This is a genomic window from Enterobacter cloacae complex sp. Mu1197 (assembly GCF_040059225.1).
GTDB lineage: Bacteria > Pseudomonadota > Gammaproteobacteria > Enterobacterales > Enterobacteriaceae > Enterobacter > Enterobacter quasiroggenkampii.
This window is the reverse complement of sequence record NZ_CP157375.1, coordinates 596831-611717: the sequence shown is the minus strand read 5'-3', so window position 1 is coordinate 611717 and position 14887 is coordinate 596831. Positions and strand designations below refer to the sequence as shown.

Annotated in this window: 15 protein-coding genes; 8 read left to right on the top strand and 7 right to left on the bottom strand. The window is 56.8% G+C overall.

The features are described 5' to 3' along the window. Nucleotides 1-151: 151 nt before the first annotated feature. From ABFV38_RS02855 to yjiA, 4 genes are all read left to right on the top strand, one after another. Nucleotides 152-1069, top strand: a complete 918-nt coding sequence (locus ABFV38_RS02855; protein WP_348958437.1) for a WYL domain-containing protein — start codon at nucleotides 152-154, stop codon at nucleotides 1067-1069. Between the two features lie 191 nt (nucleotides 1070-1260). Next, entirely contained in the window at nucleotides 1261-3414 is a 2154-nt protein-coding gene (locus ABFV38_RS02850) for a carbon starvation CstA family protein (RefSeq protein WP_262808556.1), read from the top strand. 96 nt (nucleotides 3415-3510) lie between these two features. Further along, a complete protein-coding gene (locus tag ABFV38_RS02845; protein WP_003856610.1) occupies nucleotides 3511-3714 on the top strand; it encodes a YbdD/YjiX family protein in 204 nt (67 codons plus the stop codon). Between the two features lie 10 nt (nucleotides 3715-3724). Further along, nucleotides 3725-4678, top strand: a complete 954-nt coding sequence (yjiA, locus tag ABFV38_RS02840) for a GTPase (RefSeq protein ID WP_063622614.1) — start codon at nucleotides 3725-3727, stop codon at nucleotides 4676-4678. 68 nt (nucleotides 4679-4746) lie between these two features. Here yjiA and ABFV38_RS02835 read toward each other — a convergent pair whose 3' ends face one another. After that, nucleotides 4747-6105 carry an esterase-like activity of phytase family protein gene (locus tag ABFV38_RS02835; protein ID WP_262778562.1) on the bottom strand — a complete coding sequence of 453 codons (1359 nt, stop codon included), beginning with the start codon at nucleotides 6103-6105 and terminating at the stop codon, nucleotides 4747-4749. A gap of 411 nt (nucleotides 6106-6516) precedes the next feature. Between ABFV38_RS02835 and ABFV38_RS02830 the strand changes: the two genes are divergently transcribed. Further along, the gene (locus tag ABFV38_RS02830) at nucleotides 6517-7062 is read left to right on the top strand and encodes a YfaZ family outer membrane protein (RefSeq protein WP_024908300.1); all 546 of its coding nucleotides are present in this window, start codon (nucleotides 6517-6519) and stop codon (nucleotides 7060-7062) included. A 175-nt stretch (nucleotides 7063-7237) separates the two neighbouring features. Here ABFV38_RS02830 and ABFV38_RS02825 read toward each other — a convergent pair whose 3' ends face one another. Further along, entirely contained in the window at nucleotides 7238-8608 is a 1371-nt protein-coding gene (locus ABFV38_RS02825; RefSeq protein WP_348958433.1) for an NAD-dependent succinate-semialdehyde dehydrogenase, read from the bottom strand. Nucleotides 8609-8759: 151 nt separating this feature from the next. On the opposite strand from ABFV38_RS02825, the gene ABFV38_RS02820 reads away from it, so the two are divergent. Both ABFV38_RS02820 and ABFV38_RS02815 read left to right on the top strand, forming a co-directional pair. Next, nucleotides 8760-9503 (top strand): AraC family transcriptional regulator, encoded by a 744-nt coding sequence (locus ABFV38_RS02820; protein WP_348958431.1) that lies wholly within the window; start codon nucleotides 8760-8762, stop codon nucleotides 9501-9503. Between the two features lie 47 nt (nucleotides 9504-9550). After that, nucleotides 9551-10189, top strand: a complete 639-nt coding sequence (locus tag ABFV38_RS02815) for a LysE family translocator (RefSeq protein WP_348958429.1) — start codon at nucleotides 9551-9553, stop codon at nucleotides 10187-10189. 30 nt (nucleotides 10190-10219) lie between these two features. Here ABFV38_RS02815 and ABFV38_RS02810 read toward each other — a convergent pair whose 3' ends face one another. Beyond that, on the bottom strand, nucleotides 10220-10522 hold the full coding sequence (locus ABFV38_RS02810; protein WP_023293359.1) for a BrnA antitoxin family protein: 303 nt from the start codon (nucleotides 10520-10522) through the stop codon (nucleotides 10220-10222). Then, complete coding sequence (locus ABFV38_RS02805; RefSeq protein ID WP_048377779.1) at nucleotides 10509-10796, bottom strand: BrnT family toxin; 288 nt, start codon at nucleotides 10794-10796, stop codon at nucleotides 10509-10511. Before ABFV38_RS02805 ends, ABFV38_RS02810 begins: the two co-directional genes overlap by 14 nt. Before the next feature lie 168 nt (nucleotides 10797-10964). On the opposite strand from ABFV38_RS02805, the gene ABFV38_RS02800 reads away from it, so the two are divergent. After that, entirely contained in the window at nucleotides 10965-12236 is a 1272-nt protein-coding gene (locus tag ABFV38_RS02800; RefSeq protein WP_348958426.1) for a DUF445 domain-containing protein, read from the top strand. On the opposite strand, the gene ABFV38_RS02795 is transcribed toward ABFV38_RS02800, so the two are convergent. Genes ABFV38_RS02795 through ABFV38_RS02785 form a run of 3 tightly spaced genes read right to left on the bottom strand, consistent with a single transcriptional unit; the run spans nucleotide 12233 to nucleotide 14833 of the window. Continuing rightward, nucleotides 12233-13309, bottom strand: coding sequence for a DUF2955 domain-containing protein (locus ABFV38_RS02795; RefSeq protein WP_048028649.1), 1077 nt, complete (start codon nucleotides 13307-13309; stop codon nucleotides 12233-12235). The genes ABFV38_RS02800 and ABFV38_RS02795 overlap by 4 nt on opposite strands. Then, nucleotides 13299-14366: an HlyD family secretion protein gene (locus ABFV38_RS02790; RefSeq protein WP_090393039.1), complete on the bottom strand. Its 1068-nt coding sequence runs from the start codon at nucleotides 14364-14366 to the stop codon at nucleotides 13299-13301. Before ABFV38_RS02790 ends, ABFV38_RS02795 begins: the two co-directional genes overlap by 11 nt. Continuing rightward, nucleotides 14363-14833 (bottom strand): MarR family transcriptional regulator, encoded by a 471-nt coding sequence (locus ABFV38_RS02785; protein WP_024908312.1) that lies wholly within the window; start codon nucleotides 14831-14833, stop codon nucleotides 14363-14365. The genes ABFV38_RS02790 and ABFV38_RS02785 overlap by 4 nt, the downstream gene beginning before the upstream one ends. Nucleotides 14834-14887 lie beyond the last annotated feature (54 nt).

Genomic DNA, 14887 nt, shown 5'->3' with positions numbered 1-14887 from the left:
GCCAGCGCCGCTTTCTGCAAAAACTCCTAAGGTTTCCGCTAAATCACGCCGTTATATACCCATAAGAGAAATTTTCTGTGCCTGAATACTGACAGGTTGTGTCAGTGCACCCGCATCATTCAGCGCATGCCTATATATACAGGATGACCTTATGGCTAAAACGACGCGGAGCCGCTCGGCTGAACGTCTGGTCGATATTCTCCTTGAGCTACATTTAAACGGTGTGGTAAACCGCAGTGCGCTAATGGAGAAATTTAAAATTACCGAGCGCACCGTCTATCGGGATTTAAATGCACTCTCTCCCATTGTTGAACATACCGGTAACGGGCTATATCGTCTGATTCATTCTGCACAATCGCCCGGCGGACAAGGATTGCACCACACTCTGGCTAACTTTCTGAATGCCGACAGCTTTTTCCCTGAAAGAAATACGGAATTCTGGCAAAAGCTTGAAACGCGCGTAGATGAAAACCATATTCTTATTCTTGGTAATGAAGCGGAACACACATTAGAACGCGATATTCGCCGTCATTTAACGAAAGTCGAGAAATCGATTAAAAACCATAATGTTTGCCAGATCGTTTATAAGGGCAAAACCCGCCTGATTAATCCCTATAAACTCATTAACAAAAAAAATATATGGTATTTACAAGCCACCGAAAATAGGCGGCTGAAATCCTTCTCATTGAGCCAGATTAGCTGGTTTGATATTCAGAAAACGACCTTCACTCCCGAAGAAAATGTCCTTGAGCTGCTGGAAAAAAGCCTTGATCCTTGGGTGTCCGAAGATACTTTCGCGGTGAAAATATTCATTAAAGATAATATTTCACATTACTTCCTGCGCCGCGATCTTCTGCCGGAACAGGAGCTGCTGGAGGAGCAACAGGGCGGCGTCACGCTGCGCTGCCAGGCGGCCCACGAGAACCAGATCCTGCCGCTGCTGTTCTACTGGCTCCCCCATATTCAGATACTGGAACCAAGCTGGCTGAAGGAGAAGCTCATCAGGACGCTGGAAAGCTATCTGGCCGTGGAGCGTACCCCGAATAATCAAGTGATCTCAATCACATAATTTCGCCCACTGGCGGCGAGCCGAAACCGCTCGTCGCCGCCTTTGACCGCTCACCCGGCACTTTCAACCACTCATTCATTTACCGTCCTTTACGCGCGCGTTGATCTGGCACGATCGCTCCAGCATTAATCAATACCTCCTCACAACGAACCCTGACCCTTTTTTCTTTACATAAAAAACCAGGTCTTACTATGGATACTAAAAAACTACTGAAGCACGTGCCCTGGGCCTTACTCGGGATCCTCGGCGCTTTTTGTCTGGCGGTTGTCGCATTACGCCGGGGCGAACACGTAAGCGCCCTGTGGATCGTGGTCGCGTCGGTTTCCGTCTATCTTGTGGCTTATCGCTACTACAGCTTATACATCGCGCAGAAGGTTATGAAGCTCGACCCGACGCGTGCCACCCCGGCGGTCATTAACAATGACGGCCTGAACTACGTGCCAACCAACCGCTACGTGCTGTTTGGTCACCACTTTGCCGCCATCGCCGGTGCAGGCCCGCTGGTCGGCCCGGTACTGGCCGCGCAGATGGGCTACCTGCCGGGTACGCTCTGGCTGCTGGCGGGCGTGGTGCTGGCGGGTGCGGTGCAGGACTTTATGGTGCTGTTTATCTCTTCTCGCCGTAACGGCGCCTCTCTGGGTGAGATGGTCAAAGAGGAGATGGGCCGCGTGCCAGGGACTATCGCCCTGTTCGGCTGCTTCCTGATCATGATCATCATCCTTGCGGTGTTGGCCCTGATCGTGGTGAAAGCGCTGGCCGAAAGCCCGTGGGGGGTCTTCACCGTCTGCTCTACCGTACCGATTGCGCTGTTCATGGGGATCTACATGCGATTCCTGCGTCCGGGACGCGTGGGCGAAGTGTCGGTGATTGGTATCGTGCTGCTGGTCGCCTCCATCTACTTCGGCGGCGTGATTGCGCACGACCCGTACTGGGGCCCGGCGCTGACCTTTAAAGACACCACCATCACCTTCGCGCTGATCGGTTACGCATTCGTTTCTGCCCTGCTGCCGGTGTGGCTGATTCTGGCCCCGCGCGACTACCTGGCGACCTTCCTTAAAATCGGCGTTATCGTCGGTCTGGCAATCGGGATTGTGATCATCAACCCTGAGCTGAAAATGCCGGCGGTAACCCAGTACATTGACGGTACCGGTCCGCTGTGGAAAGGCGCCCTGTTCCCGTTCCTGTTCATCACCATTGCCTGCGGTGCGGTCTCCGGCTTCCACGCCCTGATCTCCTCCGGTACCACGCCTAAGCTGCTGGCGAACGAGAAAGACGCACGCTTGATCGGCTACGGCGCGATGCTGATGGAGTCCTTCGTGGCGATCATGGCACTGGTTGCCGCGTCCATCATCGAACCGGGTCTGTACTTTGCGATGAACACCCCACCGGCGGGTCTTGGCATTACTATGCCTAACCTGCACGAGATGGGCGGCGACAACGCGGCGCTGATTATGGCGCAGTTGAAAGACGCCAGCGCACACGCGGCAGCGACCGTCAGCTCCTGGGGCTTCGTGATTTCGCCTGAGCAGATCATGCAGACCGCGAAAGACATCGGCGAACCGTCCGTGCTGAACCGCGCCGGTGGCGCACCGACGCTGGCTGTCGGTATCGCCCACGTGTTCCACAAAGTGCTGCCGTGGGCGGACATGGGCTTCTGGTACCACTTCGGTATTCTGTTCGAAGCGCTGTTCATCCTGACCGCGCTGGACGCCGGTACCCGTGCGGGCCGCTTCATGCTGCAGGACCTGCTCGGTAACTTCGTGCCGTTCCTGAAGAAAACCGACTCTCTGGTGGCGGGCATTCTGGGTACGGCGGGCTGCGTCGGCCTGTGGGGCTACCTGCTGTATCAGGGCGTTGTCGACCCGCTCGGCGGCGTGAAGAGCCTGTGGCCGCTGTTCGGTATCTCTAACCAGATGCTGGCTGCCGTGGCGCTGGTGCTCGGCACCGTGGTACTGGTGAAGATGAAGCGCACCAAATACATCTGGGTCACCGTGGTGCCTGCGCTGTGGCTGCTGCTCTGCACCACCTGGGCGCTTGGCCTGAAGCTGTTCAGCGCCAACCCGCAGCTGGAAGGCTTCTTCTTCATGGCTAACCAGTACAAAGAGAAGATTGCCGCAGGCGGCGCAGACCTGACTGCCCAGCAGATTGCCAACATGAACCATATCGTGGTGAACAACTACACCAACGCGGGTCTGAGCATTCTGTTCCTGGTGGTGGTGTACAGCATTATCTTCTACGGCATCAAAACCTGGTTGAAAGTGCGTAACGCTGAAGGCCGTACGGATAAAGAAACCCCGTACGTACCGGTGCCGGAAGGCGGCGTGAAGACCTCTTCACACCACTAAAACAATGGCGGGTGGCGCTGCGCTGACCCGCCCTACAACGGTACTGTAGGCCCGGATCGCTGCGCGCCACCGGGCTTTTTCTTATCAGGACACGTTATGTTTGGTAACTTAGGCGAAGCAAAAAAATACCTCGGTCAGGCGGCGAAAATGCTGATTGGCATTCCGGACTATGACAACTACGTTGAGCATATGAAGACCAACCATCCGGATAAGCCATACATGACCTACACCGAATTCTTCCGCGAGCGTCAGGAAGCGCGCTACGGCGGAAGTGGAGAAGGCGGCGTCCGCTGCTGCTAAAGGAGAGACCATGACCCCGATTGCCGTTACCCTGCTGACCGGTTTCCTCGGCGCCGGTAAAACCACCCTGCTGCGCCACATTCTCAACGAGCAGCACGGCTTCAAAATCGCCGTCATCGAAAACGAATTTGGCGAAGTCTCCGTAGACGACCAGCTGATTGGCGATCGCGCCACGCAGATCAAAACCCTGACCAACGGCTGCATCTGCTGCACCCGCTCTAACGAGCTGGAAGACGCCCTGCTGGACCTGCTCGACAGCCGCGATCGCGGTGAAATCGACTTTGACCGTCTGGTGATCGAGTGCACCGGCATGGCCGACCCCGGCCCGATTATTCAGACCTTTTTCTCTCACGAAATCCTCTGCCAGCGCTACCTGCTGGACGGCGTCATTGCCCTGGTCGATGCGGTCCACGCGGACGAGCAGATGAACCAGTTCACCATCGCCCAGTCTCAGGTGGGCTACGCCGACCGCATCCTGCTGACCAAAACCGACGTGGCGGGCGAAAGCGTAAAGCTTCGCGAGCGCCTGACGCGCATCAACTCCCGCGCGCCAATTTACACGGTGACGCACGGCGATATCGACCTGTCCCAGCTGTTCAATACCAACGGCTTTATGCTGGAGGAGAATGTCACCGCGAAACCGCGCTTCCACTTTATGGGAGACAAGCAAAACGACGTGGCGTCAATTGTGGTGGAGCTGGATTATCCGGTGGATATCAGCGAAGTCTCCCGCGTAATGGAGAACCTGCTGCTGTCGTTTGCCGACAAGCTGCTGCGCTACAAAGGGATGCTGTGGATTGACGGCGAGCCCAACCGCCTGCTGTTCCAGGGCGTGCAGCGCCTGTACAGCGCCGACTGGGACCGACCGTGGGGCGATGAACCGCCGCACAGCGTGATGGTGTTTATTGGCATCCAACTGCCGGAAGAGGAGATTCGGGCGGCGTTTGCGGGTCTGAAGAAATAGCCTCCCCGCTTAACTATGCGCTCCGAACAATCCCCTCTCCCCTGTGGGGAGAGGGGTGAGCGGTAAACTTATTTCACCGCCTCCGGTAGCGTCACAATCCACAGCTCGCTGTCGGACTCCGGCTTCTTCAGCGGCTTCACGCTGAGCGTGGTTTCCACCGGTTTATCATCCAGCGTCAGCTTGCCTTCCGCGTTTACCCGGTAATCCTTGAGCTTCTTGCCCTCGACCGGGTTTTGCATCGCGACCTTCACGCCAAAATCGTTATCGTTCGCCACCGCAAGCGTTTTGCTGTCGATCAGCGCCAGTCCTTCAGCCTTCTCCTGCTGCCAGCCCAGCGCGCGGAGGTCGACCACCTGCGTTTTTGCTGCAAGCGTAATGCCGCGCTGCGCCAGGGTTTTCTCATCATCAAATTCCGGGTACTCGCCCGGCTTGTCAAAGGCGGAAAGATCGCTCGCCTTGCTGAGATCCACCTTGTAAATCAGGTTACGCATTCCGTCGTTTTTATCGCTTCCCTGCTCAATCAGCAGGATGTGCTGATTATCGAGCGCCACGATGTCGCCGATTTTGGCGTCGCTGTTTTTGTCGTAGGCAGCGCTGTCAATAGGGTAACCGTACATCGCGGTTTTGCCGGTCGCCGGGTCAAAGCTCACCAGACGGGTGAACAGCGCCTGCTTTTTGCTCTTACCGTCGATGTCCAGCGTGCTTTGCACCGCGGCGATAATCCGTCCGTCCGGCATCCGGGTCAGGCCTTCAAAGCCCCGGTTGGGCTGGCGCCATTTGATGATGTTTGGCAGACCGCCCGCGATGGATTTTTCCCCTTCCGCGGCCTGCGGCCCATGGATCGCGAGGATCTTGCCTTTGCTGTCGACGTTAATCAGGAACGGGCCGTACTCGTCGCACAGCCAGTAACCGCCTTTGCCGTCCGGCGTGATGCCTTCCGTATCCAGTCCGCGGTTGTCACCCTTGAGCGTCTTTAAGGTATCGCTGAACGCCACTTCATTGGTGGAACCAATCACGCCGCTTTGCAGCGGCAGACCGTTAATCTCGCCTTTATCGTCATGCAGCGGGCGGGCATCAACCGCCTCCGCTTTGCCGTTCTGGACGCGGATGGTCATCAGCAGCGGCGCGAAATCTGGCGTGACAAATATTTTGGCTTCGTTTTTACCCATTTTTGGCGCATCGGCGTTGGGACCGCGATCGGTCACGGTCGCAAACGTCAGGGCATCGCCCTGTTTGCCTGTAAACAGCAGGCCAGAGCCAATCCCCACCGGGAGCCCGTTCGGAAACGCATCGGCAAACGCGCCGCTGTATTTCACATGGGAGCCCTCGGGGAAGCTGACGACATAGCGCTCAGCGGTAGGCTGTGCCGCCAGGCCAGAGAAAGAGAGCGCACAACCGATAAGCACAGGAATAATTTTTCTTTTCATATTGTTAGCATCCAGTAAGTGAAGCCAACAACGTAAAGAATAAACGTGTCAGAAAAATGACATGGAAAGGCAATCGGCATGGGCGAGTGAACGTATATTCATTGCCCGGAAATGTAATGTTATGTTGTATTGTGTGTCATCTGAAATACTTTTGGAAATTATTAGAAACTCAATTAATTCGCCTCTAATCACTATCCCTTCCTCGTTCAGTTTATGTTTAGTCAAAAAATTAAACGGTGCCTAAACGTCCAAACATCACGCATTGACACCTCGACAATCAAACATCGATGCAACATTTCAAATAAAAAAGTTAACAATATCAGTATAAAACAGCGACCTTCATCACATTTGCAGTCATAAACATCGCTTGTTAAGGTGCCTCCAGATGAATTTAATGACGAGGCATAAAACATGAAAAAACTGAATATCCTTCTTCTTTCTGCTCTGACCGCCCTCTCGGGTTCCGCTCTGGCAATGGGCGGCAGCATTGAGCAGGGTAAAAACTTTACCAACCTCAACCTCGAAATGGGGAAATCCTCATCCGGCCTGTATGCCGAAAGCAACTGGCTTAAAAACACCGATGACGGTACCCAGACCGGCGGCGTGGGCGCAGGCTACAACCTGGAAGTAGGCCCGGTAATGCTGAATGCGGGTGCCAAAGCCATCTACATCGGCCCGAAAAAAGGCGATAACGGCGTGGCGTTCCCGATCGGCGGCGGCGTAAACGTTGCCCTGACCGACAGCATCCACGTGTACGGTGAAGGCTACGTTGCGCCAGAAGGGCTGAACAACAGCGTGAAAAACTACGTGGAAGCCAACGGTGGCGTAAGCTGGACGCCGATCGCGCCGGTGACCCTGAAAGTGGGCTACCGCCACGTGAGCGTTGATGGTAAAGACGGTCGTCCGAACCACACGCTGATTGACGGCGCATATGTAGGCGGTGGAGTGTCCTTCTAAGCCTGTGTGTGCGTTTCGCCCGGCGGCGCTACGCTTGCGCGGGCCTACAATCAAAGGGGCAATATATTAAAATTGTTGCACATTGTAGGCCGGGTAAGCGCAGCGCCACCCGGCAAGAAAGGCGATGATATTGTTCATAGTAAACCTGCCGGCTGGCAGGTTTTTTTATGACCTCTTACTGACGCACCACCACCAGCTTCTGGTTCACAAACTCTTTGACCCCCAGATCCGACAGCTCGCGTCCGTAACCGGAGCGCTTCACGCCGCCGAACGGCAGCTCTGGCGCGGTATCGGTAAGCCAGTTGATGTACACCATCCCGGTCTCGATCCGCGACGCCATTTTCTTCGCGCGCTCGATATCCTGGCTGAATACCGCGCCGCCCAGGCCGTAGTGGGAGTCGTTCGCCAGCGCGACCGCCTCGTCGTCGTTTTTCACCACGTACATCTGTGCTACCGGGCCGAAGAACTCTTCAAAGTACGCCGGGTTGTCGCGCGAGATGTTCGTCAGGATCGTCGGTTCAAAAAAGCTCCCGTCGCGCTGCACCGGCTTGCCGCCATGGTGCAGCGTCGCGCCGTTTTTCACCGCCTCGTTAACCTGTTTGGTCAACGTTTCAAGCGCATCTTTCGACGACAGCGGCCCCAGCGTGGTGCTTTCGTCCAGCGGATCGCCAATCTTCACCTGCTTAAACGCCTCGGTGAATTTGCTCAGGAAGGCGTCGGCGATCTTTTCATGCAGGATAAAGCGCTTCGCCGCGGTGCAGACCTGCCCGGCGTTGTTGAGGCGCGCATTCACGCCAGTCTTGACGGCTTTGTCCAGGTCCGCGTCGTCCAGCACTACGAAGACGTCGTTACCGCCCAGCTCCAGCGTGGATTTCTTAATGTGCTTCGCCGCCTGCGCGGCCACCACGCTGCCGGCTTTTTCAGAGCCGGTTAATGCGGCACCCTGCACGCGATCGTCGGCAATGATGTTCGCCACCTGCTCGGACGAGATAAACAGGTTAGTCCATGCGCCTTCCGGCGCCCCCGCCTCGCGCACCAGGTGGGCAAAGGTCTCGGCGCAGTGCGGCACGATGCTGGCATGCTTGGCGATCACCGGGTTGCCCGCCGCCAGGTTTGGCGCCAGGACGCGCATCAGCTGGTAATACGGGAAGTTCCACGGCTCAACGGCCATCAGCACGCCGATGGGATGATGCTCCACCCACGCTTCCCCGAGTTCGGATTGATACTTCACCGGAGCCAGGAACTGCTTCGCGTTGTCGGCATAATAGCGGGCGATCTGCGCGCACAGCTTCACCTCGCCGCGGCTCTGTTCGATGAGCTTGCCCATCTCCTGGCTGGCGATTTTCGCCAGATCCTCGGTGCGCTCGTCGATCAGATCGGCAAGCTTATGCAGCACCGGCAGGCGCTGGCTGATATCGCCTTTCGCCCAGTCCGAATGGTAAAGCGCATCGGCCGCCTTCAGTGCCGCTTCGATATCCGCGTCGGTATGTGAGGGGTATTCTTTGATGAGCTGGTTAGTGGCAGGATTTACTGTCTGATAAGCCATGTCGAATCTCCTTGTTTTACCGCTTAGGGTATTAAGGGTAGTCAACATGACTGGCCGTGGACGTAAAGTTGGGTATATCCGGAAGGTTCTTAATGAAGCGCTGCCAGACGGTTCGCTGACGTGGTATAAAAAACGTCCAGAAGGAGGGCTTATGACCGACACCCGACACATCCGGCAGACTTTTCACCGCGCCTCAGGCCTTGAACTGCGCAGCACGTGGCAGAGCACGCAGGCGTACAAACGCCACACTCACCCTCAGCTCTCTATCGGCGCGATTATGGAAGGCCAGACCTGCTGCATTTGTCATGACAAAGAATACATTCTTAACCCCGGGGACCTCATTGTGATCCCGGCTTCTGCGCCGCACAGCTGCAACCCCGTCGCCGGGCAACCGCGCAGCTACCATATGCTCTATATCGACACCGATATTCCTCTGGCGTTACAGGTGATTCGCGACCCTACACTGTTTAAGCGCTACCTGGATATTGTTGAGATGATGTCGCCTGTATCCGTGGACACGCTGCTTTCAGCCCTGCCCCGCTGCGTGGAAAACGCAGATGCGCTTCGCTCAACCAGTCAGCACGTGCGGCAGGCGTTTCTTGCCGACCTGGCCGCACCGCCTTCGCTTGACGAACTTGCCCAACGATTCTCGCTGCGCAAGGAGACGCTGATCCGCACCTTCCGGCAGGATACCGGCCTGACGCCGGGCAGCTTCCTCAACATCTCCCGCGTGGAGTTCGCCAAAGCGCGGCTACATGCCGGGGACGACATCGCCGACGTTGGCTACCAGAGCGGGTTTGCCGACCAGAGCCATTTTCATAAGACCTTCGTCAGCTATACCGCCGCCACGCCTCGCCAGTACGCCACGGGCCGATCAATATCTGACAATAAATAACGTTGGCATCACCGTAGCCTGACCTCAGATTGTTAACCGAGGTCGCTATGGAACTGTTCTTCCCTTCTGCTTTTCTCGCCCTGGCGCTGGCGCATTTTGTCGCCCTGTTAAGCCCGGGTCCGGACTTTTTCCTGCTGCTGGGCTACGCGGCGCGCTACCGACTGCGCGGCAGCGCTGGATTGTGCGTCGGCATCGCTGCGGGCAACGGGCTGTATATCTTACTGGTGATTATCGGCTGGAGTGCGCTGCGCCAGTTTGCGTGGCTGTTTACGCTCATCGAGTTATCCGGCGCACTGTACCTGCTGTGGATCGGCTCGCATCTGGTGCGCAGCCAACCGCAGGCGATGAGGCTGAATGAAACCCATCAGGGCTGCCCTTCGCTGCGCAAGCAGATCCTGCTGGGGCTCGGCTCGGCGCTGCTTAATCCGAAGAACGCGTTGTTCTATCTGGCGCTGATGACGGCGCTACTGGGGCCGGACGTGACGCTGCTTCAGCAGGCAACGTGCGGCGTCTGGATGGTGACGGTGGTGCTGGCGTGGGATCTGGCACTGGTATCGCTGATGGGGCTATCGGCGGTGCAACAGAAGCTCAGCCATGCGCTGTGGCTGATAGAGCGCACGGCAGGGGTGGTGCTGATGGGGTTTGGCGGGTGGGTGCTGTGGCGGCTGCTGGAAAATATACGCTGAGATAGCGGGCAGCCAAACGCTGCCCGCTATTTATTTTTTGTTTTGATCGCGCAGCATTGCTTCACGCAAAATGGCATTGAGCCGCGTCTGATAACCTTTCCCAGGCCGTTTAAGCCACTCCATGACATCGGCGTCAATGCGTACAGATGCCTGAGTTTTGAGTGGTCGATAGAACTTCCCTCGCACCGCCCCTGACCACTGTTCATCGTCCGTGGCAGGAATATCGCTGTAATCAATCTCCGCATCTGGTTTTTCAGCTAATGCTTTGAGCTCAGCCACACGACGAGCGCTTACCTCAGGCGCACTACCTCGTTTATGTTTAACGATGCTCATAACGGCTCCTCTCTTTACGGTCCGCCTTTCGTGCGCTAATGATACGGATGATTTCTCCTCCGCTTTCAAAACGTACCGTATGTGCGACCAAAATAACAAGAAGGCCTTGCACAAGGCCGATGGTTTGCCAGCGAAATTCACCGTTTTCATAGCGATCCTGAACAGACAAATGATAAGGATCGTCGAAAACCATAACCGCATCCTCAAAACGTATGCCATGTTTTTGCAGGTTACTTTTCGCCTTATTGCTATCCCACTCATACTCCATTGGCATAGTGTACCCTTCCCTGATTGTATATACAAAAAAGCATATACAAATTGCACAATGATTAAACCAAATATGTAAAAAGGTGTTTAATTCCGGAAGGTAGATTCCAGAAGCGGGAATGACATAACGTTCCCTGCTTTGCACATTCCCCCCGTATCCCTCTATCCTTAACCCATGGAAAAAATAGCTGAACTCAAACGCGCCAAGCTGCTGGCGCTGTCGCTGCTGCTGGTTGCCGCCGCGGCCTTTATCACCACCCTGTTCCTGCCGCAGACCTTCTGGGTGCGCGGCGTCAAGGCCATTGCCGAGGCGGCAATGGTCGGCGCGCTGGCTGACTGGTTTGCGGTCGTCGCGCTGTTCCGCCGGGTGCCGATTCCCTTTATCTCCCGCCATACGGCGATCATCCCGCGCAATAAAGACCGGATCGGCGACAATCTCGGCCAGTTCGTGCAGGAGAAGTTTCTGGATACCCAGTCGCTGGTGGCGTTGATCCGCCGCTATGAGCCCGCACAGATGATTGGCGCCTGGTTCAGCAAGCCCGACAACGCCCAGCGCGTCGGGCTGCATCTGATGCAGGTGATGAGCGGCTTTCTCGAGCTGACCGACGACGGGCGCATTCAGCGCCTGCTCAAACGCGCGGTGCATAAGGCCATCGACAAGGTCGATTTCACCGAAACCAGCGCCGTGATGCTGGAGAGCATGACCAAAAACAACCGTCATCAGGTGCTGCTGGACACCATCATCAACCGACTGATTACCCTGATTCAGCGGGAAAGCACGCGGGACTTTATCGCCGACCAGATCGTCCACTGGCTCAAAACCGAGCATCCCCGCAAGGCGATGGTGCTGCCCACGGAGTGGCTGGGCGATCAGAGTGCGGAGATGGTATCGAACGCGGTCAACACGCTGCTGGACGATATCAGCCACGACCGCACGCACCAGATCCGCCAGGCGTTTGACCGCGCCACGCTGAAGCTTATCGACAACCTGAAAAACGATCCGGACATGGCGGCCAAAGCCGACAACATCAAGCATTACCTGAAAAACGATGAGGCGTTTAACCGCTATCTGGGGGAGATGTGGGCCGATCTGCGCCAGTGGCTAAAGGCGGATATGCAGAGTGAGGACTCGCGCGTGAAGCAGCGCATCGCCAACGCCGGGCTGTGGTTCGGTGAAACGCTGACGAACGACGCGAACCTGCAGGCCTCGCTGAACGAGCATCTGGAGCAGGCCGCGCACCGCCTCGCGCCGGATTTTGCTGCGTTCCTGACACGCCATATCAGCGACACGGTGAAAAGCTGGGATGCCAAAGACATGTCCCGCCAGATTGAGCTGAACATTGGCAAGGATCTGCAGTTTATCCGCGTCAACGGCACCCTGGTGGGCGGGACGATTGGCCTGATCCTGTTTTTACTCTCGCAGCTGCCTGCCGTGCTGGGACATTAATCCGCTTTGGGCGGCGCGATGACGTAGCGCGTCGCCTCGAAGCGGTTCAGGATCAGGTGCACCAGAAAGACCATCGTCAGCGTCGCCACCAGCGAAAAGGTAACGGAGGTGATGCGGTACAGATCGCTGAACACCAGGTCAGTGTCCGGGTGCATGTTCTGCCCGAACATTATCCCGATGGTGGTGATGCTGGAGAAGCCCACGCCCGCCCCCACCTTCTCCATCACGTGGAGTCGGGCACCAAACGCCAGCCCAAGGCCGATCAGCGGCATCATCAGCAGCATATGGCTGCTGTGATCGTAGAGGATCAGCTGCACCACCAGAATATAGAGACAGCCCAGCACCACGCCGACCACGCGCCAGATGGAGCTCATCACCGCGCCGCGATAGTGCATCGGGAACAGGATCAAAATCCCTGCCATCAGCGCCGAAAGCGAATCGCTTAAATCGCTGATCTGAAAAACGACGAATATCAGCGTCGCGACGGTACCGGAGAGCAGCGACTCGTGGCGCACGCGGGCGTCGTCTTTCTCAATCAGCGGCGGCGGCTTGCGGGGCTCCACGTCCGGCAGGAGATAGTTCATCAGCGCGCTCAGGCACACCGCCATCACGCTCGCTTCGATGTTGGAAAACAGCAGCGTGTGCCAGTTGGTGGTGGGGTAGCTCATAAAGTTGAGCATCACGCTCTGGCACACCACACCCATCGAACCGAACAGAAACAGCGGGCCTTTACTCATAAAGCGAAAGCGCATCACGTACAGGGCAAACACCACCAGCGTCATGATGATCGGCCATTGCGACAGATAGCCGATGATAATCACCATTTCAACGCAGTTGAGCGATGCGCTGAAGATAAACTGCTTCGCCACGTGGCGGTTAAACACTGGCACCAGCGAGAGCAGCATGATCGGATAGACCACGAAAAAGACGCCGTAGCTGGTGTTGTAGAAACTGGAGATGCTCAGCGCAATCATCCCGGCAAAGACGATGCGCAGGGTCTGGCGAAAGTCGTTTGCCGTGTAGACGATGTTGCCGTGCGGGGTAAAAACCCGCGCCAGGGTACTAATAGACATAGTGAAGCAGGCTTACCAGGTGGATCTGCATCCCGGAGAAGAAGCGCGCAAACGGCCCCTCGCTGTTGTAAAGCTGCACGGTCGCGCGGGCGCCGGTCGGCAGATGCTTCGGCAGCGCCTCGTCCAGCGTCACGTGAATGCGCATGCGCTGAGCGTCGCGCACCCAGCGGTTAGAGGTTTCCGGCTCGGAGAGTTGGCCGTTAACGGCCTCCTGCCCTGCCAGGATCCCCGCGTCGCTGCTGGTGACGTGGGCGCGGAAAACGTGTCCCGGGAAGGCGTCAAACACCACGGCCGCATCGGTGCCCTGATGGGTATGGCGCAGGCTCTTCTCACGGAAATCGGCCACGATATCGGTCTGGTTGTTCACCAGCGCCAGCGCGGCGGAACCGGATGAAGCGTAGAAGCCGGGGCTCAACTGCAGGTTACTGACCGTGCCGTCCGCCTGGGCGTAGACCTTCGTCCAGCCGAGGTTCAGCTCTGCTTCATCCAGCGCGTTACGGTATTTTTGCAGCGTCACGTTGCGGTGCTCGTCCCGCTCGCCTCGCTGGATACGCAGGTTCTGAATGTTGGCCTGAATTGAGCTGACGGACTGTTCGCTGCTCTGCCAGGTCGTGCGGACTTTATCCAGATCCGCCTGCGAGACGTTCTGCAGCGTGCTCAGCTTCTGGTAGCGATCAAAGGTCACTTTGTCGTTACGCGCGGTCAGCACGGCGGTTTTCAGGCTGGCCTGCGCGGCGGCGATCTGCGCATCCAGCTGTTCGTTGGACAGGCGTGCCTGCTCGAGCGCAATTTGCGCCGCTTCCACCTTATTGCGAAACGGCGTGTCATCGAGCTCAAACAGCAGATCGCCTCTCTTCACCTGGCTGTTGTTGTGGACGTGTACCGCCGCCACGTAACCGGAGACGCGCGGAGACACCGGCGTCACCACGCGCATCACGGTGGAGTCCGGCGTCAGCGGGATCCAGATATCCGCGACGATAAAGTAGACAAACATCAGCAGGAAAGAGGCAATACTCACCCTTACCCAGCGGGCAAACTTTTGTTCAGGGGTCATTATTTTTCGGTCTTGTTATCTTCTTCGCGGATTGTCCGCAAATTGCAGGCGATTTGATTCAACGTGGCGCTGAAAATGTCGAGATGTTCCGGCGCGATGTTTTGCGATACGCGCGCCTGATACGTCTCAATCACCTGAGTGAGCCTTTGTAACAGGGCTTTTCCCTCAGGCGTCAGCGTCAGAAGCCGGATGCGCTTGTCATAAGGCGATACGGCGCGCAGCAGGTATCCCTGCTTTTCCAGCTGTGTCAGGGTGCGCATCAGCGGCGGCAGTTCAATGCCCTGCACCTCCGCCAGCTCACTCATTGAGACGTTATCCCCGAGCTGATGAAGCTGCATCATCACCGTCCAGCTCGACTGGGTTAACCCGGTATCGAGAATGGCCTCGTCGATGACGGCACGCCACTGGCGCACGATCATCGCCATCCGCATGCCCATCGGTCTACGGCAGAACAGTTCTTCTTCACTCATGGGGAAACCTCTCGTCACACACGGCCAAGATAATAGTTATCAGGGTAACTATCA

Excerpts from the sequence above, each read along its gene's own strand:
- ABFV38_RS02855 (WP_348958437.1), top strand. The coding sequence starts at position 152 with ATGGCTAAAACGACGCGGAGCCGCTCGGCTGAACGTCTGGTCGATATT.
- ABFV38_RS02850 (WP_262808556.1), top strand. The coding sequence starts at position 1,261 with ATGGATACTAAAAAACTACTGAAGCACGTGCCCTGGGCCTTACTCGGG.
- ABFV38_RS02845 (WP_003856610.1), top strand. The coding sequence starts at position 3,511 with ATGTTTGGTAACTTAGGCGAAGCAAAAAAATACCTCGGTCAGGCGGCG.
- yjiA (WP_063622614.1), top strand. The coding sequence starts at position 3,725 with ATGACCCCGATTGCCGTTACCCTGCTGACCGGTTTCCTCGGCGCCGGT.
- ABFV38_RS02835 (WP_262778562.1), bottom strand. The coding sequence starts at position 6,105 with ATGAAAAGAAAAATTATTCCTGTGCTTATCGGTTGTGCGCTCTCTTTC.
- ABFV38_RS02830 (WP_024908300.1), top strand. The coding sequence starts at position 6,517 with ATGAAAAAACTGAATATCCTTCTTCTTTCTGCTCTGACCGCCCTCTCG.
- ABFV38_RS02825 (WP_348958433.1), bottom strand. The coding sequence starts at position 8,608 with ATGGCTTATCAGACAGTAAATCCTGCCACTAACCAGCTCATCAAAGAA.
- ABFV38_RS02820 (WP_348958431.1), top strand. The coding sequence starts at position 8,760 with ATGACCGACACCCGACACATCCGGCAGACTTTTCACCGCGCCTCAGGC.
- ABFV38_RS02815 (WP_348958429.1), top strand. The coding sequence starts at position 9,551 with ATGGAACTGTTCTTCCCTTCTGCTTTTCTCGCCCTGGCGCTGGCGCAT.
- ABFV38_RS02810 (WP_023293359.1), bottom strand. The coding sequence starts at position 10,522 with ATGAGCATCGTTAAACATAAACGAGGTAGTGCGCCTGAGGTAAGCGCT.
- ABFV38_RS02805 (WP_048377779.1), bottom strand. The coding sequence starts at position 10,796 with ATGCCAATGGAGTATGAGTGGGATAGCAATAAGGCGAAAAGTAACCTG.
- ABFV38_RS02800 (WP_348958426.1), top strand. The coding sequence starts at position 10,965 with ATGGAAAAAATAGCTGAACTCAAACGCGCCAAGCTGCTGGCGCTGTCG.
- ABFV38_RS02795 (WP_048028649.1), bottom strand. The coding sequence starts at position 13,309 with ATGTCTATTAGTACCCTGGCGCGGGTTTTTACCCCGCACGGCAACATC.
- ABFV38_RS02785 (WP_024908312.1), bottom strand. The coding sequence starts at position 14,833 with ATGAGTGAAGAAGAACTGTTCTGCCGTAGACCGATGGGCATGCGGATG.